This is a genomic window from Paenibacillus cremeus, assembly GCF_007786445.1.
GTDB lineage: Bacteria > Bacillota > Bacilli > Paenibacillales > NBRC-103111 > Paenibacillus_G > Paenibacillus_G cremeus.
The window spans coordinates 46761-72611 of the sequence record NZ_VNJI01000013.1 but is presented as its reverse complement, the minus strand read 5'-3'; the positions used below and the strand labels follow the sequence as shown (position 1 = coordinate 72611).

At 54.2% G+C, this 25851-nt stretch carries 21 protein-coding genes and 1 other annotated feature (1 of these 22 cut by a window edge); of the genes, 11 read left to right on the top strand and 10 right to left on the bottom strand.

Annotated features, from left to right (window positions below; translation table 11 throughout):
- Positions 1–76, top strand: a binding site (T-box leader) (it extends 158 nt beyond the left edge of the window).
- 98 nt (positions 77–174) lie between these two features.
- Entirely contained in the window at positions 175–2949 is a 2775-nt protein-coding gene (gene ileS, locus FPZ49_RS12585) for an isoleucine--tRNA ligase (protein WP_144847142.1), read from the top strand.
- Positions 2950–3044: 95 nt separating this feature from the next.
- Here the strand turns inward: ileS and FPZ49_RS12580 are convergent, their stop codons facing one another.
- Positions 3045–3812, bottom strand: a complete 768-nt coding sequence (locus FPZ49_RS12580; RefSeq protein ID WP_144847140.1) for a TraR/DksA C4-type zinc finger protein — start codon at positions 3810–3812, stop codon at positions 3045–3047.
- Positions 3813–3951: 139 nt separating this feature from the next.
- Between FPZ49_RS12580 and lspA the strand changes: the two genes are divergently transcribed.
- From lspA to FPZ49_RS12565, 3 genes are read left to right on the top strand one after another with little or no spacing between them, the layout of a single operon-like run.
- Positions 3952–4479 (top strand): signal peptidase II, encoded by a 528-nt coding sequence (lspA, locus tag FPZ49_RS12575; protein WP_144847138.1) that lies wholly within the window; start codon positions 3952–3954, stop codon positions 4477–4479.
- The gene (locus FPZ49_RS12570; RefSeq protein ID WP_144847136.1) at positions 4476–5432 is read left to right on the top strand and encodes an RluA family pseudouridine synthase; all 957 of its coding nucleotides are present in this window, start codon (positions 4476–4478) and stop codon (positions 5430–5432) included. Before lspA ends, FPZ49_RS12570 begins: the two co-directional genes overlap by 4 nt.
- 18 nt (positions 5433–5450) lie before the next feature.
- Entirely contained in the window at positions 5451–6614 is a 1164-nt protein-coding gene (locus tag FPZ49_RS12565; RefSeq protein ID WP_144847134.1) for an aminotransferase A, read from the top strand.
- 103 nt (positions 6615–6717) lie between these two features.
- Here the strand turns inward: FPZ49_RS12565 and FPZ49_RS12560 are convergent, their stop codons facing one another.
- Both FPZ49_RS12560 and dapD read right to left on the bottom strand, forming a co-directional pair.
- The gene (locus FPZ49_RS12560) at positions 6718–7860 is read right to left on the bottom strand and encodes an N-acetyldiaminopimelate deacetylase (protein WP_144847132.1); all 1143 of its coding nucleotides are present in this window, start codon (positions 7858–7860) and stop codon (positions 6718–6720) included.
- Positions 7861–7948: 88 nt separating this feature from the next.
- On the bottom strand, positions 7949–8662 hold the full coding sequence (gene dapD / locus FPZ49_RS12555; RefSeq protein ID WP_144847130.1) for a 2,3,4,5-tetrahydropyridine-2,6-dicarboxylate N-acetyltransferase: 714 nt from the start codon (positions 8660–8662) through the stop codon (positions 7949–7951).
- A gap of 390 nt (positions 8663–9052) precedes the next feature.
- Between dapD and pyrR the strand changes: the two genes are divergently transcribed.
- The 7 genes from pyrR to pyrE all read left to right on the top strand — a co-directional run bounded on the left by pyrR (position 9053) and on the right by pyrE (position 18093).
- Entirely contained in the window at positions 9053–9622 is a 570-nt protein-coding gene (gene pyrR / locus FPZ49_RS12550) for a bifunctional pyr operon transcriptional regulator/uracil phosphoribosyltransferase PyrR (RefSeq protein WP_144847128.1), read from the top strand.
- On the top strand, positions 9619–10527 hold the full coding sequence (locus FPZ49_RS12545) for an aspartate carbamoyltransferase catalytic subunit (RefSeq protein ID WP_144847126.1): 909 nt from the start codon (positions 9619–9621) through the stop codon (positions 10525–10527). The genes pyrR and FPZ49_RS12545 overlap by 4 nt, the downstream gene beginning before the upstream one ends.
- A gap of 53 nt (positions 10528–10580) precedes the next feature.
- A complete protein-coding gene (locus tag FPZ49_RS12540; RefSeq protein WP_144847124.1) occupies positions 10581–11855 on the top strand; it encodes a dihydroorotase in 1275 nt (424 codons plus the stop codon).
- Between the two features lie 326 nt (positions 11856–12181).
- Positions 12182–13360, top strand: coding sequence for a glutamine-hydrolyzing carbamoyl-phosphate synthase small subunit (gene carA / locus FPZ49_RS12535; protein WP_144847122.1), 1179 nt, complete (start codon positions 12182–12184; stop codon positions 13358–13360).
- Entirely contained in the window at positions 13347–16559 is a 3213-nt protein-coding gene (gene carB, locus FPZ49_RS12530; protein ID WP_144847120.1) for a carbamoyl-phosphate synthase large subunit, read from the top strand. Before carA ends, carB begins: the two co-directional genes overlap by 14 nt.
- A gap of 118 nt (positions 16560–16677) precedes the next feature.
- Positions 16678–17403 (top strand): orotidine-5'-phosphate decarboxylase, encoded by a 726-nt coding sequence (pyrF, locus tag FPZ49_RS12525; RefSeq protein WP_261381374.1) that lies wholly within the window; start codon positions 16678–16680, stop codon positions 17401–17403.
- 33 nt (positions 17404–17436) lie between these two features.
- A complete protein-coding gene (pyrE, locus tag FPZ49_RS12520; RefSeq protein ID WP_144847118.1) occupies positions 17437–18093 on the top strand; it encodes an orotate phosphoribosyltransferase in 657 nt (218 codons plus the stop codon).
- 78 nt (positions 18094–18171) lie between these two features.
- Here the strand turns inward: pyrE and mtnB are convergent, their stop codons facing one another.
- The 7 genes from mtnB to FPZ49_RS12485 form a co-directional block, all read right to left on the bottom strand.
- A complete protein-coding gene (gene mtnB / locus FPZ49_RS12515) occupies positions 18172–18816 on the bottom strand; it encodes a methylthioribulose 1-phosphate dehydratase (RefSeq protein WP_144847116.1) in 645 nt (214 codons plus the stop codon).
- A complete protein-coding gene (locus FPZ49_RS12510; protein WP_144847114.1) occupies positions 18813–19475 on the bottom strand; it encodes a 2-hydroxy-3-keto-5-methylthiopentenyl-1-phosphate phosphatase in 663 nt (220 codons plus the stop codon). Before FPZ49_RS12510 ends, mtnB begins: the two co-directional genes overlap by 4 nt.
- Entirely contained in the window at positions 19472–20722 is a 1251-nt protein-coding gene (locus FPZ49_RS12505; protein ID WP_144847112.1) for a 2,3-diketo-5-methylthiopentyl-1-phosphate enolase, read from the bottom strand. The genes FPZ49_RS12510 and FPZ49_RS12505 overlap by 4 nt, the downstream gene beginning before the upstream one ends.
- A 23-nt stretch (positions 20723–20745) precedes the next feature.
- Positions 20746–21615, bottom strand: coding sequence for a pyrroline-5-carboxylate reductase (proC, locus tag FPZ49_RS12500; protein ID WP_144847110.1), 870 nt, complete (start codon positions 21613–21615; stop codon positions 20746–20748).
- 21 nt (positions 21616–21636) lie between these two features.
- Positions 21637–22911: a glutamate-5-semialdehyde dehydrogenase gene (locus tag FPZ49_RS12495; protein WP_144847108.1), complete on the bottom strand. Its 1275-nt coding sequence runs from the start codon at positions 22909–22911 to the stop codon at positions 21637–21639.
- Positions 22908–24089: a glutamate 5-kinase gene (gene proB / locus FPZ49_RS12490; protein WP_144847106.1), complete on the bottom strand. Its 1182-nt coding sequence runs from the start codon at positions 24087–24089 to the stop codon at positions 22908–22910. Before proB ends, FPZ49_RS12495 begins: the two co-directional genes overlap by 4 nt.
- Before the next feature lie 381 nt (positions 24090–24470).
- On the bottom strand, positions 24471–25676 hold the full coding sequence (locus tag FPZ49_RS12485) for a pyridoxal phosphate-dependent aminotransferase (protein ID WP_144847104.1): 1206 nt from the start codon (positions 25674–25676) through the stop codon (positions 24471–24473).
- Between the last annotated feature and the right edge of the window lie 175 nt (positions 25677–25851).

Genomic DNA, 25851 nt, shown 5'->3' with positions numbered 1-25851 from the left:
AGTTGAGTGAAGACCTTTAAGCGAACAGTTGCCGGGTCTTAATCAGGGTGGTACCGCGAGACTTCTCGTCCCTGGGTGTGTTTTTCAGAACATGCCCGAGGAGATGCAGGGTCTTTTTTTTGTTGGTCTTGTTGCAACTAATTATGGATAAGTCAAGCTAGGAGTGGAATGGACATGGATTATGGCAAAACGTTAAATTTGCTGCAAACGGATTTTCCGATGCGCGGGAATTTGCCTCAGGCGGAACCGAAGATGCAGCAGCAATGGGAAGAAATGAACCTCTACAAGGTAGTGCAGGACAGCCGGAAGGGCAAACCGAAGTTTATTTTGCACGATGGACCGCCGTACGCGAACGGGGATATTCATATTGGCCATGCACTGAACAAAATTTTGAAGGATATTATTGTCCGCTTTAAAACGATGCAGGGCTATGACGCTCCATACGTACCGGGTTGGGATACTCACGGTCTTCCGATCGAGCAGGCGATTGCGAACAGCGGCAAAGTGGATCGCAAGAAGATGAGCGTGTCCGAATTCCGCGATTACTGCAAGGAGTATGCGCTGCAGTGGGTCGAGCGGCAAAAAGGGCAGTTCAAGCGCCTCAGCATCCGCGGAGACTGGAACAACCCCTATATTACGCTGCAGCCGAAATATGAAGCACAGCAAATTCGCGTCTTCGGCGGCATGGTCAACAAAGGCTACATCTATAAAGGCTTGAAGCCGGTTTACTGGTCTCCATCGTCCGAGAGCGCGCTCGCGGAAGCGGAGATCGAATATAAGGACAAAACTTCGTCCTCGATCTATGTGGCGTTCCAAGTTCAGGACGGCAAGGGCAAGCTTCCGGAAGATGCAGCGATTGTCATCTGGACGACAACGCCTTGGACGCTGCCTGCCAACCTGGGGATCAGCGTGCATCCTGATTTTGATTACGTGGTTGTCGAAGCTGCAGGGAAGAAGTACGTTCTGGCGCAAGGGCTGCTGGAAGCGGCAGCGAAGGAAATCGGCTGGTCCGACGTGTCTGTATTGTCTACGGTAAAAGGCAGCGAGCTGGAGCACGTGCTGTGCCGCCATCCGTTTTATGATCGTACGTCGCTTGTTATGGTCGGAGAGCACGTTACCCTCGAAGCGGGTACAGGCTGCGTGCATACGGCACCGGGTCATGGTGAAGATGACTTTATCGTGAGCGGGCGGTATAACTTAGGCGTCCTGTGTCCGGTGGACAACCAGGGCCATTTTACGGCGGAGGCGCCTGGCTTTGAAGGGATGTTCTATGAGAAGGCCAACAAAGTGATTATCGATATGCTGACGGAATCCGGGCATCTGCTTCACGTGTCGACGATTCAGCATCAATACCCGCACGATTGGCGGACGAAGAAGCCGGTCATTTACCGTGCCACCGAGCAATGGTTTGCTTCGATCGACAAATTCAGAAGCGAGATGCTGGAAGAGATCAAGCGCATCAAATGGACGCCAGAGTGGGGCGAAATTCGTCTACACAACATGATCGCCGACCGCGGAGATTGGTGTATTTCCCGTCAGCGCGCGTGGGGTGTGCCGATCCCGATTTTCTATTGCAAGAGCTGTAACGAGCCGCTCGCGAACCAAGAGACGATTGAGCACGTGGCGGGCATTTTCGAACAGGAAGGCTCCAACGCCTGGTTTGTAAGAGAGGAAAAAGATCTTCTTCCATCCGGCGTCACCTGCTCTAAGTGCGGTCATGAACATTTCCGCAAAGAAACAGACATTATGGACGTATGGTTTGACTCCGGCTCCAGCCATGTGGCTGTGCTTGACTCCCGCGAGGAGCTGCAGTGGCCGGCGGACCTGTACCTGGAAGGCTCGGACCAATACCGCGGCTGGTACAACTCGTCTTTGATCACCGGTGTAGCGGTAAAAGGCCAGTCGCCGTACAAAGGCATCCTGAGCCACGGCTTTACGCTAGACGGCGAAGGGCGCAAAATGTCCAAGTCGCTCGGCAATACCATCGATCCGAATCAAGTGTGCGACAAGCTCGGTGCCGATATTCTCCGCCTTTGGGTATCTTCGGTGGATTATCAGTCCGATGTTCGTATCTCGGATAACATTTTGAACCAAATCTCGGAAAATTACCGTAAAATCCGCAACACGCTGCGCTTCTTGCTCGGCAATCTGTCAGACTTTAATCCGGCAACGGATCGTGTAGCTGCCGCGGATATGAGAGAGCTGGATCGATTTGCATTGCTGCGGATGAACCGGATGATCGAGCGTGTCGTCAAAGCATATGACAACTATGAATTCCACATCGTTTATCAGACTGTGCACCATTTCTGCGCTGTGGAGATGAGTGCGTTCTATCTGGATATTTTGAAAGATCGCTTGTATGCAAGCTTGCCATCCGATGCGGGCCGACGCGCGGCGCAAACGGTATTATATGATGCACTCACGGCAATAACTAAACTGATCGCTCCAATTCTTCCGCACACAGCAGATGAGGTTTGGAAGTATATCCCTGGAACGGAGCTGCCTACAGTTCAAGTCGCGGAGCTGCCGGTCGTGGATGCCAGCCTGTTTAACGATACGTTGGAAGAAAAGTGGGAGAAGTTTATCGAGCTTCGAGATGAAGTATTGAAAGCACTCGAGGAAGCACGGAAAGAGAAGCTCATCGGCAACTCACTCAGCGCGGCTGTACAGCTGTATCCGAATGCGGAAACGGCAGAGCTTTTAAAAGGCTTCGATCAGCTCGATCAGCTGTTCATTGTCTCGGCCGTTCAAGTGTATGAAGGGGCAGCTGTACCAGAGGGAGCACACAGCTTTAAGGGCGGCGCGGTAAAAATCACAGTCGCTGACGGTGAAAAATGCGAGCGCTGCTGGATCGTCACACCTGAAGTCGGGCACGACGAGGAGCACTCCACGCTGTGCAAACGATGCGCCAACGTTATTAAATCCGGTGCCGCCGGAGCGGCATCCTAAGTATAGGCTTGGAATGTAAAGAAAGAACGAGCTGAATCTCCAAGGGAAGCCATGCTTCTGACTTGGAGCAGCTCGTTGTTTCTGCGTTATCGGGCTCAATTGTAGTCGTCTTCGACAGATCGTTCGGGCTCCAGCAGTCCATCACCTTCGCCGCTATGCATATAGTTCTGGTAAGCTTTGTTGCGGACGACGGTGATCTGCTTGCCGTACATGTCCGTGGCGACGAAGCTTTCGAACGATTCCACATAGCCGACGTTTTCGTCGGGCTCGACCTCCATATCACTGTAGTTGTCGGATTCGTTGGGATTCTCGGCCATGGCGGGCGTGTTAGACGAGCCCCAGCTCTCGACGATTTGCCAGGCGTCTTCGCCGTCAAACTCCGTCTGATCCTGCTTCTCGTCTAAGCTGGAGCGTCCGAAGGACATGACCTCCTCTTCGATCGGCCGGTCATGCTCCGCTGACTGAGGAGTCGGCACGTGGTTAATACAATAAGCCGCGGTAGGCATAGCTTGCAGCCGTTCGAAGGGAATAGGCTGACCGCAGGTGCGGCAAAGGCCGTAGTCGCCGGCTTCCATGCGCTGCAATGCGTCGTTAACGTCGCTTAGGTGACGGGAAGCATTTTCGTTTAAGGCCAGATCTTTTCCACGCTCAAAGGTTTCTGAGCCAAGATCGCCGGGATGATTATCGTAAGCGGAGAGCTCGCCGGTTTGAATGCGAAGCGAATCCTCCAGCCCGTAATGATGATCAGCTTCAAAATGATGATCCAGCCACTCTTTTTCCTCGCGCAGCGCTGCGGTTAACTGCTCAAGCTGTGCGGCGGAAAGCCCGTTTGGATTATTCGGATTGTTCGGATGGTTCGTCATCAATGACGCCTCCTTTTCAAAATTGCATGTGCTTGTATTTTTAGCGTATCCGGCTGTTTTTAGCGAAGGAAAATCCTTGCATCGCAGGAAAGTCCGCCGCGCAATAAACATCGGGAACAGAAGAAGGAGCTGTTAGTAGTTGAGATATTATGTTTATGCATTGATCGTATTACTGCTGGATCAAGCCTCCAAGTGGATGATTGTGAACCGACTCATGCTGGGGGAATCGCGCTCGGTGATCGGCGAGTTTTTCCAAATTACGTCGCATCGGAATCGCGGGGCTGCTTTCGGGATTTTGCAGAACCAGCGCTGGTTCTTCATCGTCATTACGCTCGCCGTAGCGCTCGGCATCATTTGGTACTTGAGAAAAACGATGAAAGAAGGCAAGCAGCTGCTGCCGGTGGCTTTGAGCCTGCTGCTCGGCGGGGCGCTAGGCAACTTCATTGATCGCGCATTCTTTGGCGAGGTGGTGGACTTTTTGCAGCTCCGCTTCCAATTCAACTTGTTCGGAAAAGCGGTCGATTATACGTATCCGATTTTTAACTTGGCGGATTCGGCGATTTGCATCGGGGTGGCACTGATCTTCCTGGATTCCTTCCTGAACTGGCGCCGCGAGGCGAAGCAGAACGGCCGTACGACACTGGAAAGCGGGGACGCACAATCATGAGCGGAATCACCGGGCCGGAGTTGGAAACGTCGGAGCAGCGGCATGAGTGGGTCACGGTCGCGGAGGATTCAGGCGAGAGGCTGGATAAGTTTTTGACGGAAGCGATAGAGGAAGAGACGTCGCGGACACAAATTCAGCAGTGGATTAAGGATGGCTTTGTATTGGTGGATGGACGTACGGTCAAGCCGAATCAGAAGCTTTCAGAAGGGCAGACGATCGTACTTACGATGCCGGAGCCGGAAGAACTGGATATGAAGCCGGAGGACATTCCGCTGGAGGTTGTTTACGAGGATTCGGATGTCATCGTCATTAATAAGCCGCGGGGAATGGTCGTTCATCCGGCCTTCGGACATCACAGCGGAACGCTCGTAAATGCGCTCCTGCACCACTGTAAGGATTTGTCCGGAATTAACGGGGTGATGCGTCCAGGAATCGTTCACCGGATTGATAAAGACACGTCTGGACTTCTGATGGTCGCTAAAAACGATCTAGCACACGCCGGTTTAACGGAACAGCTCAAGGCGCATACGGTCACGCGCAAGTATATCGCTTTGGTTCACCGCAATGTGCCTCATGACAACGGGACCATAGATGCACCAATCGGACGCGATCCGAAGGACCGTAAGCTTTATACCGTAACGGAGAAAAACAGTAAGCACGCGGTGACGCATTTCGTCGTACTGGAGCGGTTCGGCGATTACACCTTGCTGGAGCTGAAGCTGGAGACCGGAAGAACGCACCAGATCCGGGTGCATATGAAATTTATCGGCCACCCGCTGGTTGGCGATCCGGCTTACGGACCGGTCCGCAATCGGGGGCTGACGATGGATGGCCAAGCGCTGCATGCTGCTGTACTTGGCTTTAAGCATCCACGAACAGGGGAAATGCTGCAATTTGAAGCGCCGCTGCCGGAGGATATGAACCAGCTGCTGGAGCTGTTAAAAACAAGGTAAGTCATGGGGGGCATTGGGATGGAGAGGCTGGAGCGTTTAATTAACCCGCGGGTAAACGAGATTCAAATTTCGGGCATCCGGAAAATCTCGAATTTGGTCAGCACTTATAAAGACGCCATCACATTAACGATTGGCCAGCCGGATTTCCCGACGCCGGAGCACATTCTGAGATCGGCTGAGCAGGCGATTGCAGATCATCGGACAACCTATACGCCGAATCCCGGTCTGCCGGAGCTAAGGCAAGCGATCTCATCGTTTGCGGAAGCAAAATACGGCCTCAAGTATAACGCGGCGGATGAAATCATTGTAACAACCGGCGCCAGCCAGGCACTGGATATTACGCTGAGAACGATCCTAACCGAAGGCGCAGAGGTGATTTTGCCAGGCCCGATCTATCCGGGGTATGAGCCATTGGTTCGGCTTTGTGGAGGCGTGCCTGTCTATGTCGATACGCGGGACAATGGCTTTAAGCTGACGGCTGAGCTGCTGGAGCCGCATTTGACGGACAAGACGCGCTGCATCATTTTATGCTACCCTTCGAATCCGACCGGCCGGGTGATGACGGAGGACGAGCTGCTCGAGATGGCTCGGCTGCTGGAAGCCCGTGATCTCTTTATCATTTCGGACGAAATCTACAGTGAGCTCATCTATGATGCGCCTCACCGTTCGATCGCTGCGCTGCCGGGCATGCGGGACAAGACGATTGTCATTAACGGACTCTCCAAATCGCATTCGATGACCGGTTGGCGAATTGGCTTCACGCTGGCTCCAGCCTACTTGTCCCAGCATATGGTGAAGGTGCATCAGTATAACGTCACCTGCGCGAGTTCGATCAGCCAGTACGCGGCGATTGAAGCCCTGACGGCGGGCATCGACGATGCGCTCCCGATGAAGGCGGAGTACGTGAAGCGGCGCGATTTCGTGTATGATCGATTGGTTGGGATGGGGATCGATTTGGTTAAGCCGGAAGGCGCCTTCTACTTGTTCCCTTCGATCCAGCAGTACGGATTAAGCTCTATGGATTTTACAATGCGATTGCTGGAGGAGCAGCGTGTGGCGGTCGTGCCTGGCGATGCGTTCTCGATTTATGGCGAGGGCTATATCCGAATCTCCTATGCTTACGGTATGGAAGTGCTGGAGCGGGCCATGGAGAAGCTGGAAATGTTCGTGAAGACATTGTAATAGGGATTAGATACTGGTGTATAAAAAAACAAGCTGTTTCCCTTTGGCGTGATGCTGGAGGAAAAGCAGCTTGTTTATTTTTATTTAAAGCGAATCCTTGAAATTACTTGGATGCTCTCCACGTGAGGTAGCGGGTCATCAGCTGGATCGCGGTATCGATCGCATTCTCGCTTGGTTCGAGCTTGGCATGGTGCAGGCCATAAGGTGTGTCGACACCGAGCCAGAACATAAAGCCAGGGATTCGCTCCAGGAAGTACCCGAAATCTTCGCCCGTCATTGCTTCTTTACTCTCGATGAACTGAATCGCATCCTGCTGGGTTTCTTGAACCCACGTCATAAATTCGCTTGTGACCTGCGGGTCGTTGAACACCTGGCGGTAGTTGGAGCCGTAGTCGATGCTTGCGCTGCACTCAAAACCAGCTTCAATCCCTCGCACGAGCGCTTCGATCCGAGCTTTTACCCGAGTCATCGTCTCCGCGGAAAAGGTTCTTATCGTTCCTTCCAAGCGAGCGTTCTCGGCGATGATGTTTTGTTTCGTGCCGCCTTCGATTTTGCCGATCGTAATGACCGAAGAATCTAACGGATCGACGTTTCTCGAGATGATGGTTTGCAGCTGGCCAACAAGCTGACAGGCCGCAATCACCATGTCGTTCGCTTTGTGCGGGAATGCGGCATGTCCGCCTTTTCCCTTGAGGTCGATGAACAGCTCCGAGGTGTTGGCGAACAAGATGCCCGGCTTCGTTGCAACGGTTCCAACTGGGTATTCAGGCGCAATATGCAGGCCGAAGATTTCGTCCGGCATCAGATCCTGCAGCTCCTCGCATTCGAGCATCGGCTTCGCGCCCCCCGGACCTTCCTCCGCAGGCTGAAAAATGAACGTCAGATCGTCGCGGATCGCATGGTGGGCAAAATGGCTGAGGATGCCGAGGCCGATCGTCATGTGCAGATCGTGGCCGCAGGCATGCATAAAGCCCGGATGCGTCGATTTGAATTCGTAGCCTGTATCCTCAGGAATAGGCAGGCCGTCCATGTCGGCGCGGTAGCCGTATCTGCGTTCGGGAGCCGTCCCTTTCACATTTACAAGGATGCCGGTCCGCCAGGTTCTAACCTCTAGCCGTTCCTGCGGCAAGCTGGCGATATAGTCTAGCAGGTATTGCTGCGTTTTGAACTCTTGAAAGCCGGGCTCCGGAATTTGATGCAAATCGCGGCGAATTTGTACGAATCGGTTGGATGCGATGGTGGTCATGGGCTTGTCGATGCCTCCTTACATAGTTTATAGATAAGAGAAAGGCCCGGCGTGGATTCGCCGAGCCTGACCTGTGCGCTGCTGCGTCTTACAGGGTGCGCAAGTCTTTCAAAATTTCGGTCTTGGACTTCGTCTTGTCGTCTACTTTCTTAATAACGCGAGCCGGTGTACCAGCTACAACGGTGTATTCCGGCACATCTTCAACAACGACCGCGCCTGCAGCAACGACGGAGCCTTTGCCTACGCGTACGCCTTCGAGTACAACTGCGTTAGCGCCGATCAGAACGTCGTCTTCGATCACTACTGGTTGAGCGGAAGGCGGTTCGATAACGCCAGCGAGGACGGAGCCTGCGCCGATGTGGCACATGTTACCGACTTTTACGCGGCCGCCGATGACAACGCCCATGTCGATCATGGTGCCAGCACCGATGGAAGCGCCGATGTTGATCACAGCGCCCATCATGATGATGGCATTGTCGCCGATGCCGACCATTTCACGAATGACCGCGCCTGGCTCAATGCGGGCATTGATGCCTTTGAGGTCTAACAGAGGAATCGCCGAGTTGCGGCGGTCGTTTTCAACGACATAATCTTCGATTTTAGCCGCTTGCTCGTCCAGCACAGCTTTGATGGCGGTCCATTCGCCGAACAGTACGCCGCTCTTACCGGATACGAAGGCTTGAATGCCGTCTCCGAAGGAGATCGATTCCAGGTCGCCCTTCACATATACTTTCACAGGTGTTTTTTTCTTGCTGGTTTTGATCAGGTTGATGACTTCTTCTGTATTCATTTCAATAGACATAAAAGAAATTCCAGCTCCTTATGTAATGGCCTGTACTATGCAGCTTGCGATGCAATTGCTGCCAGCCGCCAATCAAATGATACCTCTTTTATAGCATAAAACCCCCGCCGCAAGCAATGCTTGTCGACACTCCGCGGCACCTATTGACAACCGATGTCGAACATGGGATAATGCTGGTAACTGAAAAGCACCTTTAAAATCAGTCCCGTGAGGCTGGCAAGGTGAGCGATAGAGAACAGGTCTACCCGATGCGGCTAGAGGCTGGATAAGCCATAGGCACGTGCGGAGGGAGAAGGACCGTTCTGCTCTGCTGTATGCAAACCTTGCCCGCTGGGCAAGGTTTTTTTATGTCTCACGGTAGCAAGCTCGAATAAGGAGGTAGATGCCTTAATGGATTCCGAGCATGTACTTATGGATGAAATCGCCATGCGGCGGGCGCTGACGCGGATCGCTCATGAGATTTTGGAACGAAACAAGGGCTTTGAGAACTGCATGCTGATCGGTATTCGCACTCGCGGAATATACCTGGCCCACCGCATCGCAGAGCGCATTCACGAAATCGAGGGTGTGCCTGCCCCGGTAGGTGAAGTGGACGTCACGAAGTACCGGGATGACCGGAGCTGGGAGACGGAAGCGAGCTTTGTAGGCAGCGGGGAAGAAGCAGCGGCGGTCGAAGCCAAGCTGGAAGTGCAGAACAAGAAGCTGATTCTGGTCGATGACGTGCTGTTTACGGGTCGCACTGTGCGAGCGGCGATGGATGCCCTGATGGATCTCGGACGACCGCAGATGATTCAGCTGGCCGTACTGGTAGACCGCGGTCATCGCGAGCTGCCCATCCGACCTGATTTTGTAGGGAAGAACATTCCGACCTCCCGCCTGGAAAGCATTGTAGTGAAGCTTCAGGAAGTGGATGGCAAGGATCAAGTAGTAATTAAAGGACAAAGGAGGCCAACCGAATGAGCAGCGTCAAAATTCAAACGGAGAAGCATCTGCTCGGCACCAAGCATTTGAGCGCACAGGAGCTGACCAACATCTTGGACCGCGCGGCCTACTGGGAGCAGCATCCGGTGAAGGTGTCCAATCATTTGCAGGGCCGATTTGTTGCGAATATGTTTTTCGAAAATAGTACGCGCACACGATTTTCCTTCGAAGTGGCTGAGAAGCGGCTGGGCGCAGAGGTGCTGAACTTCTCGGCGGCCGTCTCCAGTGTGGAAAAAGGGGAATCGATTTACGATACGGTAAAAACACTAGAGTCGATGGGCATTGACGCCGGGGTCATCCGGATGAAGCCCAACGGGCTGCTCGCCCAGCTGGCGGAGAAAGTCAAAGTGCCGCTGATCAACGCAGGGGACGGGAACAACGAGCATCCGACGCAGGCACTGCTGGACTTGTACACGATGCGGAAGCACTTCGGACATCTAAGCGGACTGCATGTGGCGATCATCGGTGACATTCTCCACAGCCGTGTAGCACGCTCGAACCTGTGGGCACTGCGGTCGCTGGGAGCAAAAGTAAGCTTCTGCGCGCCGTCTGGCATGCAGGCACCCGAGCTTGCCGAGTATGCGCCGTACATCTCGATGGACGAGGCGCTGAAGGCTGACGTCGTGATGATGCTTCGGGTGCAGCTGGAGCGTCACGAAGGCGCGCTGTTTAGCTCGGCGGCCGATTACCGGGCAGCTTACGGGCTGACCGTGGAGCGCTCGGAACGGATGGCGCGGCACGCGATCATTATGCATCCGGCGCCGGTCAACCGGAATGTGGAAATCGACGACGAGCTCGTAGAGTGCCCGAAATCGAAAATTTTTGAGCAAATGGGTCACGGTGTTCCGATTCGGATGGCCGTCATAGAGCGGGCGTTAAGCTAGCACATTACCTGATAAGCGCACTTATTTCATCGACAAGGTAAACGGAGGTTCCTATGGGAATTTGGATCTTAAACGCAGCAGTAGCTTCTGGCGAGGGTTTGAGGCATGTATTAGTAGAAGGCAAGCAAATTGAAAGCATTTTGAATGCAGGCGGAGCGGCTCCAGAGGTGGCGGGTCACACGGTGATCGATGCGGCTGGCAAGCTGCTCACGCCGGGCCTGATCGATATGCACGTGCATTTGCGTGAGCCGGGCTTCGAGCATAAAGAAACGATTGCAACCGGTACTCGCTCTGCGGCAAGAGGCGGTTTTACAACGATCGCTTGCATGCCGAATACGAGACCAGTGATCGACACGGTGGAAACCGTTAAGTATGTGCTGGATAAAGCGGAGACCGAAGGGATCGTTCGTGTTCTGCCTTACGGCTGCATCACGAAAAACGAGCTGGGCCGTGAGCTGACGGACTTCGATGCATTGAAGGAAGCCGGTGTTATTGGCTACACGGATGACGGCGTAGGCGTACAAAGCGCTCAAATGATGAAGGATGCGATGGCCAAAGCGGCTTCGATCGGCATGCCGATCATCGCTCACTGCGAGGACAATACGCTGGTTGAAGGCGCGGCGTTCTCCGAAGGCGAATTCGTTCGCAAGCATGGCTTGAAGGGGATTCCGAACGAGTCGGAAGCGATTCACGTAGGACGTGACATTTTGCTGGCGGAAGCTACGGGCGTGCACTACCATGTATGCCACGTGAGCACGGAGCAGTCGGTTCGCCTGATTCGCCACGCGAAGCAGTTCGGCATTAAAGTGACCGCTGAGGTGTGTCCGCACCATCTGCTCTTGTCCGATGAAGACATCCCGGGCATGGATGCGAACTGGAAAATGAACCCGCCGCTGCGTACCCCGCGCGACGTGCAAGCATGCATCGAAGGCTTGGTGGACGGAACGATCGACATCGTCGTCACCGACCATGCACCGCACAGCGAAGAAGAGAAGGCACGCGGAGTGCAGCTGGCTCCGTTCGGGATCGTCGGCTTCGAGACTGCCTTCCCGCTCTTGTACACGAAGTTCGTGGCCACAGGTCAATGGACGCTGGAGTTCCTTGTCGACAAAATGACCAAGCTCCCAGCAGACGTGTTCGGCTTGCCTTGGGGTAAGCTGGAAGTTGGCGGTATCGCAGACCTGACCTTGATCGACCTGGAGAACGAGAAAGAAGTGAATCCTGAGGAGTTCGCTTCCAAGGGCCGCAACACTCCGTTTACTGGCTGGAAGCTGAAAGGCTGGCCGACAATGACGATGGTAGAAGGACAAGTTGTCTGGTCGGAGTAGGAGCAGCGGTGTGTGGAACTAGATTCCGTAAATTATGCAAAAGCTAGTGGTGCTGGCGCTTTAGAGGAACTGTATGCCGTTATTCATAACAAATAAGCAATTGTAAGAACACATAGAGTCAAGCGTGTCATGTCGGCGAAAGTGCAGCGCACTTTGCCGGTATGACAAACGCGCTCCTGCTCAAACCTAACGTCGAAGCCACGCCGTGACTCATGCAATAGGGTTATACGGTCCAGGGGCAGTGCCCAGGGGGGGGCCCTCTCTGGGGGATTTAGGGGAGCGGGGGGTTAAGGGAAGCCCATTAACATCAAAGGGAGTTGAAATCGATGCAAGCAAGATTGTTGTTGGAAGACGGTACATTGTTTACCGGTAAAGCATTCGGAAGCGAAGGCGACTCGGTTGGCGAGGTCGTTTTTAATACAGGGATTACAGGATACCAAGAGGTTCTCTCCGATCCGTCCTACTGTGGACAAATCGTAACGATGACTTACCCGCTGATCGGGAACTACGGGATTGCGCGCGACGATTTTGAATCGATCCGCCCATTCATCCACGGCTTTGTAGTGCGCGAGCACGAAATGGTGCCAAGCAACTGGAGAGCCGAGTACACCTTGGACAGCTTGCTTAAAGAATATGGCATCATCGGAATCAGCGGCATCGACACCCGCATGCTGACCCGCCGTATCCGCCACCATGGCGTAATGAAAGGCATTTTGACCACCTCGACGAAGCGCGTTGAGGAACTGCTGGAGCAGCTGAAAGCTAATCCGCTCATGACCGATCAAGTGTCGCGCGTGTCCACGAAGAGCGTCTTCGGCTGCCCAGGCACGAAAGAGCGTGTAGTGCTCGTTGACTTCGGCTCCAAGAGCGGGATTCTCCGCGACTTGACGAAGCGCGGCTGCGACGTGGTAGTGGTGCCGCAAGACGCAACGGCAGACCAAATCCGCCGTCTGGCTCCGGATGGCATTCTGCTGTCCAACGGCCCTGGGGATCCAAAGGACGTTCCGCATGCAGCCAAAATGATCTCCGAGCTGCTAGGCGAGTTCCCGATCTTCGGCATTTGCCTGGGTCACCAGCTGTTCGCTCTGGCAAGCGGTGCAGACACGGAGAAGCTCAAGTTCGGCCATCGCGGTGGAAACCATCCGGTGAAGGATCTGCAAACCGGCCGCTGCTACATCACCTCCCAAAACCACGGTTACACGGTCAAAGAGGAGTCAATTGCAGGCACCGAGCTGGAAGTAACACATATCAACAACAACGACCGCACGATCGAAGGTCTGAAGCATAAGAAATACCCTGCGTTCTCGGTGCAGTACCATCCGGAAGCCGCGCCAGGTCCTTTTGACTCGAGCTATCTGTTCGACGATTTCATTCAAATGATCCGTGATTTCAAACAAAGCCGTCCGCAGCTGTCGCGCCAAGCGCAAATCGCTGCAGCATTCCAAGCAGGAAGCACAGCACAGGCATCCGCATCGAAAGGGGAACTGCACTATGCCGAAAAATAATACACTCAAAAAAATTCTCGTAATCGGTTCGGGTCCGATCGTTATCGGCCAAGCGGCGGAGTTCGACTACGCTGGAACACAAGCTTGTCAAGCGTTGAAAGAAGAAGGCTACGAGGTTGTCCTGATCAACTCTAATCCAGCAACGATCATGACCGACACGAACATGGCGGATAAAGTATATATCGAGCCTATCACCCTGGAGTTTGTAACACAAATCATCCGTCAAGAGCGTCCTGATGGCTTGCTGCCTACACTCGGCGGTCAAACCGGCTTGAACATGGCCGTAGCACTGGCGCGCGCAGGCGTGCTCGAGCGTGAAAATGTTCGCCTGCTCGGCACTCAGCTGACAGCGATTGAAAAAGCGGAAGACCGCGATTTGTTCCGCGATCTGATGCGCGAGCTGGAGCAGCCGGTACCGGAGAGCGTTATCGTTACAACGGTCCAAGAAGCGTTGGATTTTGCTAACGAAATCGGGTATCCGATCATCGTTCGTCCAGCCTACACCTTGGGTGGTACTGGCGGCGGGATTTGTGCGTCGGAAGAGGAGCTTCTTGAAACGGTTTCGTCCGGGATCCGCTACAGCCCGATCGGCCAGTGCTTGATCGAGAAGAGCATTGCCGGCATGAAAGAAGTCGAGTACGAGGTAATGCGCGACGCGAACGACAACTGTATCGTAGTTTGTAACATGGAAAACTTTGACCCGGTAGGCGTACATACGGGCGACAGTATCGTAGTGGCGCCAAGCCAAACGCTGTCCGACCGTGAATACCAAATGCTGCGTTCGGCATCGCTGAAAATTATCCGCGCGCTGAGCATCGAAGGCGGCTGTAATGTACAGTTCGCACTTGATCCGCTCAGCTACCAATACTATGTTATCGAAGTTAACCCGCGAGTTAGCCGTTCCTCTGCGCTTGCTTCCAAAGCGACTGGATATCCAATTGCCAAGATGGCAGCTAAAATTGCGATCGGCTATACGCTGGACGAAATCATCAACCCGGTTACGGGACAAACCTATGCATGCTTTGAGCCAACGCTGGACTATATCGTATCGAAAATCCCGCGCTGGCCGTTCGATAAATTTACTTCTGCAAACCGCAAGCTCGGAACACAAATGAAAGCAACCGGCGAAGTTATGGCCATTGGCCGCTGCTTCGAGGAATCGATTCACAAAGCGATCCGTTCGTTGGAAATCGGCGTACACCGTCTGTACCTGAAGGATGCCGAGACATTGGATCAAGCTACTTTAGATCTGCGTTTGGCAAAGCCGGATGATGAGCGTATGTTCCTGATTGCTGAAGCCTTGCGCCGCGGCTACACGGTTCAACAGCTTCAAGATTTGACCAAAGTCGACTGGTGGTTCCTGCACAAGCTGGAAGGCATGATCAAGTTCGAAGCTGAGCTGCAACAGCCGGAGCTGACCCAAGAGCTGCTGCTGGATGCGAAGCGCAAAGGCTTTACGGACCGTGCGATTGCTGAGATTCGCCGTCAATCGGAGAATGGCCTGAACTTCACGCAAGAAGCGGATGTGCGCGCTTATCGCTTGAGCCTTGGTCTGAAACCGGTTTACAAAATGGTTGATACGTGCGCAGCCGAGTTTGAAGCGACTACACCATACTACTACTCGACTTATGAAACCGAAGATGAAGTGAAAGAAACGACGAAAGAGAAGGTCGTGGTTCTCGGCTCCGGTCCAATCCGGATCGGCCAAGGGATCGAGTTCGACTACTCTACGGTTCACGCGGTATGGGCGATTCAAGCGGCTGGCTATGAAGCGGTTATTATCAACAACAACCCGGAGACGGTGTCGACGGACTTTAACACATCTGATCGTTTGTACTTCGAGCCATTATTCTTCGAAGATGTCATGAACGTCATCGAGCGTGAAAAGCCAATCGGCGTTATCGTCCAATTCGGCGGCCAAACGGCGATCAACCTGGCAGCTCCGCTGACCAAAGCCGGCGTGCGTATCCTGGGTACGGATCTGGAGAACATTGACGCTGCGGAAGACCGTAAGAAGTTCGAAGCGCTGCTGCGTTCGCTGGATATCGCTCAACCGCCAGGCGGCACCGTAACGTCTGTGGATCAAGCTGTAGGCATGGCTTCCAACTTCGGTTATCCGGTGCTGGTTCGTCCTTCCTACGTCTTGGGCGGACGCGCGATGGAAATCGTATACTCCGATGAAGAGCTGCTGAGCTACATGGAGTACGCGGTTAAGATCAACCCTGAGCATCCGGTTCTGATCGACCGTTATATGCTGGGTAAAGAAGTAGAGGTTGACGCGATTTGCGATAAGGAAACGGTTCTGATCCCAGGCATCATGGAGCACATCGAAAGAGCCGGCGTTCACTCCGGTGACTCGATTGCCGTGTATCCGACACAAACGATTTCCGCTGAGCTGAAGCAAAAAATTATCGACATCACTACGAAGATCGCTAGAGGCCTTCAAGTAGTCGGTCTTGTGAATATCCAGTTCGTCATCTACAAAGATGAAGTGTATGTCATCGAAGTGAATCCGCGCTCCTCGCGTACGGTTCCATTCTTGAGCAAAATCACGAACATTCCTATGGCTAACGTGGCGACTCGTGCGATCATGGGCGAGAAGCTGGCAGACATGGGTTATGAAACCGGATTGTGGCCGGAAGATGATTATGTATCGGTTAAAGTGCCTGTGTTCTCCTTCGCGAAGCTGCGCCGTGTAGACACGACCCTGGGGCCGGAAATGAAGTCGACGGGCGAAGTTATGGGCCGCGACAAAACGTTTGCTAAGGCACTGTACAAAGGCTTGATCGGCTCCGGTATGAAAATACCGCCAACAGGTGCTATCATCGCCACGATCGCAGACAAGGACAAAGACGAAGCGATTCCGATTTTCCGCGGCTTCGATCGGCTGGGCTACCGCATTGTAGCTACTGGCGGCACAGCTAAAACGCTAGAAGAAGCGGGACTGCCTGTCAACCGCGTGAACAAGCTGAGCGAAGGCTCGCCGAACATCCTAGACCTGATTCGCAATGGCGAAGCGCATTTTGTCGTCAACACGCTGACCAAAGGGAAAACTCCAGAGCGTGACGGCTTCCGCATCCGCCGCGAAGCGGTTGAGAACGGCATCGTTTGTATGACATCGCTGGATACGGTAAGCGCACTGCTGCACGTGCTGGAATCCATCTACTTCCAATCGACACCAATGCCGGTGCATCAATAATACGAGTTGAATTAGCACAGTGTCCTGCGATTTGTGAGCGGGGTGCTGTGCTAATCCCTTGATTGGACCCAATCATAGGGTAAACAGCGGATCATTTAGGATACAGGAGGCGCAAGCGGTGACGACAACGAATAAGCAAGTAGCGGAACGCATCATGGTAGCCTTGGACTATGCCTATGCCGAACAGGCGGAAGCGCTGGTTAGCGCATTGCAAGGCATTCCATGCTACATGAAGGTAGGGATGCAGCTGTTTTACAGCGCAGGCCCACAATTTGTAGCGAGGCTCAAAGAGAAGGGGTACCAAGTGTTTTTAGACCTTAAGATGCACGATATTCCGAATACGGTCAAAGGCGGAGCGGAGAGCATCACCCGGATGGGTGTAGATATGTTTAACGTCCATGCGGCAGGCGGCAAAACGATGATGGAAGCGGCTATGGAAGGCGTAGACAAGGGGCTTCAAGCAGGGGGCTTGCGTCCAGTGGTGATTGGCGTGACTCAACTGACAAGCACAAGCCAAGCCGTCATGAACGACGAGATTGGCATCGCAGGAACGGTTGAAGAGGCCGTGGTACGGTATGCTTCGCTGGCCAAATCAGCGGGTCTAAACGGCGTAGTCGCCTCACCTCTGGAGGTCGTACGCATTAAGCAGGCGTGTGGAGCAGGCTTTGTCACCGTAACGCCTGGCATTCGTCCTGCAGGAGCAGACATTGGGGATCAATCCCGAGTGATGACACCAAAGGAAGCTTTCACGCAGGGCACGGATTTTGTCGTGATTGGACGTCCGATCACCGAGGCGGCAAATCCGCGTGAGGCACTGGAATCGATCATTGCATCGGTAAATTAATATCCTGTTCAAATTCGAAGGAGGACATTTGATATGAGTCAAATCACCATCCCAACCCGCCCGGAGCTGGCGGAACAAATCGCATCGGATTTGCTGAAAATCAATGCCGTATCGCTGCGTCCGAACGAGCCATTCACTTGGACTTCCGGATTGAAATCGCCGATCTATTGCGATAACCGCATTACGATCTCGTACCCTGAAGTGCGTGAGCGCATCGCCGAGGGCTTTGTCGCCTTGATTCGCGAGCTGCATCCAGACGCAGAAGTGATTGCTGGAGCAGCGACAGGCGGAATTCCCCATGCGGCATGGGTAGCGCAGAAGCTAGGGCTTCCAATGGTTTATGTTCGCGACAAGGCGAAGGGCCACGGTAAAGAGAACTTGATCGAAGGCGTCATCCGCCCAGGTCAAAAAACGGTTGTTATCGAGGATCTCATCTCCACAGGCGGAAGCTCGCTGAAGGTGGCATTGGCCGTAAATGAGGCTGGTGGACAAGCGCTTAGCGTACTGGCGATCTTCTCGTACCAGTTCCAAAAGGCAAAGGAAGCGTTCGAGAACGCTGGCGTGCCATTCGGTACGTTGACGAATTACAGCTCGCTGCTGGACGTTGCTCTGAAGCAGGGCAGCATTCAAGAGCAGGATCTGGCAGCGCTGAAAGCTTGGAGCGCGAACCCGAGCGAGTACGGTAAATAATAAGCGAGCGGCGAAAGAAAGCAGCCTCTAACCGTCCGAAAGGATGAGTAGAGGCTGTTTACGTTTAATTCGGTGGAATTACTTTTTCAGCAAGGCCAAGCGATACACATACTCGAACAAAAATTCAAACGCTTCGAGATGACGCTTAGCTTCAAACGCATTCGCGCCCCACGCGTAGATACCATGCTTGCGCAGCATGATTCCTGGAATGCGGGGTTGGATCGCACCTTCCACTAGCTCGGCGATTCGTGGGATATCCGCATAGTTTGGCAAAATCGGGATTTCGATCTGCGCTTCCTCTTCCCAGATGTTGAACGCCTTGATCAGCTCTACGCCGTCCACCGGAATGGAGCCGCGCTCCCAGTACAGCTCTGATGCCAAGGCATTGAATACCGTATGCACATGGAAAATCGCTCCGCAACCTGTGGCACGGTAAATTTCGCAGTGAATCAGCGTTTCTGCCGAAGGCTTGAGCCCGGTGGCTTCGATTGGCTTGCCGTTCTGATCGACCAGCAAGTAGTCGGACGGCGTATTGACCGACTTGTCTTTGCCGCTGGCCGTGATGGCGAACGCGAATTCATCTTTTGAAAACTCTCCGGTGCGGATCGACAAATTCCCGCTCGTGCCCGGAAACCAGCCGCGCTCCGCCAGCAAGGTTTTGATCTCGCGCAGCTCGGCGAAGGCCTGCTGCTTTTCCTCTAATCGAATGGTGCTGAAGCTCACTTTACCTTCATCTCCTCTAGCTGCTTAATGACGTCATGGAAATCCTCGAAAGGATAATAATTCAGCTTCAGCTCCTCGCAGAGCTGGATCAGGTGCGAGCGGGCGAACACGGTGTCCACCAGCTTCGCACCTGCAAAATCGGTGATGCTGTCGCCGATCAGAATGCGCTCATACTGATCCGCGCTGTAGGAGCGAATAATCGCGGTTTTGCACATGCCGCAATGGTTCGTGCAGTGCTCGTCGCAGGCATGCGGCCATAAAATCTCGATCTGGCTGCCGCTGAAGTCACTGCCGTTGCAGTAAATGTGCTCCTTCGGAATCGGAAACGCCGACAACACAGGATAAACAAAGAAATCGATGCCGCCGCTCGTGACTAAAAACTGGATGTGTTCTTCACGGCAGTAGTCCAGCAGCTGCTGGAAGCCGGCACGAATGGTCACATTGCCGATCGCGTAGTCGACAATTTCTTGCTTGCGTGAGGTAGGAAGGAGCGCGAACATGCGTCCGACGCCTTCCTGAACCGAAATTTGCTTCGAAATCACTTGATTGACAAGCTCATCCCAGCCCGGAGGCTGAAAATGCTTCATAATCGCCACGATGTTGTCATTCACAGTAATCGTGCCATCAAAATCGCAAAAAATAACTCGCTGCTTGCTCATTCTTTGATCCCCCACGCGTCGATTGCCGCTTGCAGCTCAGGATGTCCTTCTGCAGCGTACTCTCTCAGCGGGCGGCCGGCTAAGCAGCCGTCGATCGCTTGACGGAACGCGCGGCCACCTGCTGCAGCACCCATCGGATGCCCGTGAACGCCGCCTCCAGCATTAACGACAACCTCGCCGCCGAAGTCCTTGAGGATGAGCGGTACAAGGCCAGGATGAATGCCTGCGCTCGGTACTGGGAAGCTAGTGGCTAGATGACCCGCATGTGCAGTAAGCAGCGCTTCCTTGATCGCAAGATTCTCTTCCCGCGGCATAACGACGGAGCCGTATGGGGAAGGGAACAGCACAAGATCCGCTCCTGCAAGCCGCATCAGCTTGCCGAGCAGCACGTTCGCGGCGATGCCGTGATACTGCGACGGGTACAGTGCTCCAGCCAGCGCCGGATGGGCCATAATCGGCACACGGATGTCCGGGTGGCGGCTCAGCTCGCTAAGCGCATCGAAGCCGTAGGCGAGCACGTTGAAAAGCAGGGCGTTCGCACCTGCGTTAATCGCTTTGCGCGCTTGGTCAATCAGACTAAACGTCGGTCCAGTGAGGTTAACAGCATACAGCAGCTTTTGTCCTGTAACCTGCGACGCTTGGGCCGCGGCCTCCATGCATATCTCTACGCGGCGCTCAATCGGCGTCAGCGGGTTTTCAAACAGGATCTCGTCATCCTTAATCAGATCGACACCGCCGGCTGCTTGCTGATAAAACTGTTCACGCAGCGCAGGCAGATCGTGGCCGATGACCGATTTGAAAATGCTCATGAGGAGCGGGCGGTTATGTACGCCGAGCAGATCGCGGACGCCTTGAAGGCCAAAGCGCGGACCAGGGAAAGCGGACAAGAAGCCATCGGAAAATCCAAGGTCGATCAGCTTAATTTTGCCGTCCATGGACAGCTTGCCGAAGACGGTGACCAGCAGAGCGGGGATATCGCGGCTGAAATTGACGTCCGGATAGGCGACGGTAATATCGGCATACCGACCGGATGCCGGTTCACCTGCAGCAGGCTCATGCACATCAACGCTCACGACGCGGCCAAGATGCTTTTCCATCTCGGCTTTACGTGCTTCAGGGAGGTCTGTCCAGCTGCCAACGGTAAGGCCGACGGCGATGCCTTGTGCTTTTTTATTGAAATCAGCTTTTTCATCGTAACAACGGTAGGTGGCCGTGCAATATGCTGCACGGGATTCTGTCAAATTCAAAGTAGACACCTGCTTTACTTATTTTACTTGGTATGGGAAGTAACGGAGGCGCTGATGGCAGCACCCATCTCGGCAGCACGCTCGGCGCAGCGGAACTCGGCTTTGATGACGCCTTCGGAGAAGCCGCAGCGGTCCAGCGTTTCCAGCGCTGCTTGCGTAGTCCCGTTCGGGGAAGTGACCTTGCGGCGCAGGTCCGCCGGCTCTTCACCGGTAGCCTGCACCATGCTGGCGGCGCCAAGCACGGTTTGCACCGTTAAGCGGCGAGCCTCTTCCGGCTCCAGTCCCAGCTCGACGCCGCCGGCGATCATGGCCTCCATCATGTAGTAGATATAAGCGGGACCGCTGCCGGAAACGGCATTGACCGCGTTCAGCAGTGGCTCCGCAACGACGGAGACGATGCCAGTTGAAGCGAACATATCCAGCGCCAGCTGACGCTGCTCATCGCTCACGCCGGAGGAGAAGCTGATACCGGTTGCACCGAGACCGATCGTGCTGGACGTATTCGGCATCGTGCGGGCAATCGGCTGGCCGGTCACGCCGAGCAAGCCTTCCATCGTGTCGATCGACATGCCGGCGATGACCGACACGAGCAGCTGCTCCTTGCGCAGCAGCGGCTTCAAGCTGAGCAGTCCTTCAGCGGCATCCTTGGGCTTGAACGCGATAACCACGACGTCTGCGGTAGCAATCGCATCGTCTTTGGCGGGCTGCTCCGTCATGTAGCTGACGCCGTAACGCTCATGAAGCGATTGAAGCTTAGCGACATCGGACCGGTTCATGACGCGGACGCGGCTGGCATCGCCTTCGCCGGTCGAGGTGAGGCCGCGAATGATGGCCTCCGCCATCGAGCCTGCGCCGATAAACGTGATTTTGGCTTGGGATAAAGAAAGTGTCATTCGAATTGCTCCTTTATACGATTATCCGCGGATTTGACCGCTTCCCTGAATGCAATACTTGGTGGACGTGAGCGCAGGCAGCCCCATCGGACCACGTGCGTGCAGCTTCTGGGTGCTGATGCCGATCTCGGCGCCGAAGCCGAATTCAAAGCCATCGGTGAAGCGGGTGGAAGCATTGTGATACACTGCAGCCGCATCGACCTCCTGCAAGAACCGAACCGCATTCTCGGCATTTTCCGTAACGATGCATTCGGAGTGCATGGTGCCGTGCAAACGAATATGCTCCAGCGCTTCATCTATATCATTTACGACTCGCACGTTAAGTATATAGTCGTTGTATTCCGTATCCCAATCCTCGTCGGCAGCTTCCTTGAAAGCCGGTACCAGCTTTCGGGCTTCCACATCTCCGCGAAGCTCCACGCTCTGCTGCACGAATTGATCCGCAATCATCGATAAGTGACGCTCGGCAAACGCGCGGTGCACGAGCAAGGTCTCCATCGAATTGCAGACAGAAGGGCGCTGAACCTTGGCGTTCAGGCCGATTTGCAGTGCCATAACGACTTGCGCGCTTGCGTCGATGTAAGTATGGCAGATACCGGCGCCCGTTTCAATGACAGGTACGGTGGCGTTTTTGACGACATTTTGAATTAGCGATGCGCCGCCCCGAGGGATGAGCACATCGAGCAGACCGTTCAGCTTCAGCATCTCATCTACCGATGCGCGGCTTGGATCTTCCACGAGCTGAAGCGCATCTGCAGGCAGATCGGTTTCAGAGAGCGCAGCATGAAGCACTTCGACGATCCGTTTGTTGGACGAAAGGGCAGAGGAGCCTCCGCGAAGCACGACGGCGTTGCCTGTTTTCAGACATAAGCCCGCTGCATCGACCGTAACGTTCGGGCGCGCTTCATAGATAATGCCAATGACGCCTAAAGGCACGCGCAGCTTGCGAATGTGCAGCCCGTTCGGGCGCGTCGTTTCCTCCAGCAGCTCACCGATCGGATCCGGCAGTTCCACGACTTGGCGAAGGCCTTCCGCCATCGCTTCGATCCGCTTGTGATTGAGCGCCAATCGATCCAATAGGGAGGCGCTGGTGCCGTTCTCTTGGCCCCGCTGAAGATCCTCTGTATTTGCGGCAATGATCGATTCCGCTTCCGCTACAAGGCTATCCGCCATGCGGAGAAGGGCATGATTTTTTTGCTCAGTAGTCAGTAAACCCAGCTTTGGAGCCGCTTGCTTGGCAAGCGCGGCCTTGCGAGCCGCTTCACTGGCCGTCTGGGATTGATTCGTGTTCGTCATCGGATATTCTCCTCCTTATTGCCATTGTTTTCGGTGCTTCTACGATAGCCATTGTCAATGTTGTGGGCTTTCAGTGGCTGTGCGAGTGTAATCCATTCATCCCGATGGATGACTTCAATACGCAGCACTTCAATTCGGTTTTGGACCTCCTCCGTGCTCATCCCGGCTACGGCTCTGAGCTGCCAGGAAGCGTAGTTCACGACACCGCGCCCGATGGTATGGCCAGTTAGATTGACCACTTCAATGACATCGCCAGGGTGAAAATCACCAGTAACCTCTCGGACACCGGCAGGCAGCAGACTTTTGCCGCCATTTACGAGCGCCGATTGAGCGCCGTCATCGACGGCAACACGGCCTTGGGGCTGAGAGTGGAAGCCTAGCCATTGCTTTTTCATCGGCAAATTGTGCGCACTCGTATCAAAATAAGTCCCCTTGCCGACCCCATCCACAGCGATCGCAAGGTCACCGGGCTCCTTCACCTGACCGATGAAGACCGGTACGCCGCCGCGCATGGCAATGCGGGCCGCTTCGATCTTGGAGCGGAACCCACCTGTGCCGACACTGGAGCCGGAGTCACCGGCAATCCGGTAAATCTCCTCGTCGATCTCCAGCACACGGTCGATCCGTTTGGCGTCGCGATTTTTACGCGGATCCTCGGTGTACAAGCCGTCTGTGTCTGTCAAAATCAGCAGCTGACGCGCGCGCACCAGATTGGCAACCAGCGCAGACAGCGTGTCGTTGTCCCCGAATTTCAGCTCATCGACAGCCACCGTGTCATTCTCGTTAATGATCGGAATAATCCGGCCGCGCAGCAGCTCTTCGATCGTCATCTGTGCATTGTGGATCCGTTTGCGGTTGGAGAAGTCGGAGCGGGTCAACAAAATTTGGCCAACGCCGATCTCGTGCTGAGCAAAAGCCGCATGATATGCCTGCATCAAGAGCGCCTGACCAACGGAGGCGGACGCTTGTTTTTCGTGAAGAATCTTTGGTCTGGACGCGAAGCCCATCGCCCGGAAGCCGGCAGCTACAGCGCCTGAGGTCACCAGGAGGACGGAGTAGCCCTTCCGATGAAGCTCCGCCAGCTCTCCGGCAAAAAACACAATCTTCTCACGGTTCAGCCCGCCTTCATCTGAGGTGAGCGAGCTGCTGCCGATTTTGATCACAATCGTTTGCTGCATTCCGAATCCCTTCTTTCCTCAATCAACGTTTGAATTTATGTAGGAATAATGGAGGAGAAAAAAACAAAAAAGGCCCCGTCCTGATTAAGGACGAAAGCCTTCTAACTTCCGCGGTACCACCTTACTTGATGAGCCTAGCTCATCCGTCTTCAGTCCCGAATAACGACAGGGAAAGCCGTCCAACTCCTCGTTGGCCGTTCAGGGGCGGGTTCGGCAAGGGTTCACGGTAAATTCTCGCAGCCGGTGGAATTTACTTTCTGGTCATGAACGGGGCTTCCTACTATTCCCATCAATACGTTTGCTATCTAATAAGAATAGCACGCAAGGCAACTATTTGTAAAGGCGTCAAAAGGCCGCCCTTCCTATAGCCAAGAGTCAAAACTAGCCGAACAGGTTAAGCTTCGCGATCCGGTTCACCGCTTCTTGCAGTCTTTCTTCCGATGTAAGAAGACCGAGCCGGACGTAGCCTTCGCCGCTTTCCCCGAATCCGACGCCGGGGGCGACGACGATTTTCGCTTCTTCCAGCAGACGGTCGGCCAGTGATTCGGAGGTGTAGCCCTTAGGCACCGGCAGCCAGGTGAAGAACGAGCCCTGCGAGCGGTTCGCTTGCCAGCCGATGCGGTCGAGAGCACTGTATAGCGCATTGCGCCGGCTTTGGTACACCGAAACGAGCTCGTGAACGCAATCCTGTGGACCTGTGAGCGCTTCGGCTGCAGCGACTTGAATGCCTCCGAAGAGACTGCAGTAATAATGGTCTTGGATCAGGTTGATCATGCGAACAACTTCCGCGTTGCCGAGCGCAAAGCCGACACGCCAGCCGGCCATGTTGTACGTTTTGGAGAGGGTGTAAAATTCCACGCCCACCTCTTTGGCGCCGGGAATTTGCAGGAAGCTGATCGGCTTCTGCCCGTCGAATCCAATCGCGCCATACGCAAAGTCACTTGCAACGACGATGTTATGCTTAGCCGCAAACTGAATCGTTTCCTCATAGAAGGAAGCGGGAGCCGAAACAGCCGTAGGGTTGTTCGGATAGTTGATAAACATAAGCTTCGCTTTGTTCACATCGTCCATCGACAGGGAGCTGTAATCCGGTAAAAAGTTGTTCGACTCACGCAGCGGCATGAACGCCATCCTTGCGCCGGACAGAGCCACCCCGGACCAGTAATCCGGATACCCTGGATCAGGTACGAGACAGACGTCGCCAGGATTCAGAAGACATTGGCTGATTTCAACCAGACCGGTTTTGCCGCCGAATAGAATCGCGACTTCCTTCTCCGGATCGAGGTCGACGCCGAAATCCTCTTTGTATCGCTTCGCAACGGCTTCTTTCAAGAACATATAGCCGTTAAAAGGCGGGTAGCGGTGATATTGCGGGTTTTCAGCTGCCTGCTGAAGCGCACGGACAATATGAGGCGGGGTCGGGCGATCCGGGTTGCCTTGGCCTAAATTAATGACGTCATGGCCTTGGGCGACCTGCGCATTGGCTTTGCCGACCAGCTTGGCGAAAAATTGCGTCGGAAGCTCCTGCAGCCGCTCGGCCGGTTGAATCGAGAATCCGCTGATGGCGGATGAAGTCGTCGGGTTCATCTATGGTTTCACTCCAATGGGTTAAGGTTATATGTACAATAAAAATAATGTATCATGAATTGTCTGGAGTGTACACTGGAGGGTATTCAGAGGGAAGGTCCTATGGTATAGTAAAAACAGTAAGTTGCGATGAATGAAATATTATTTCATTAGATGAAACTTTGATGTTTGGGGG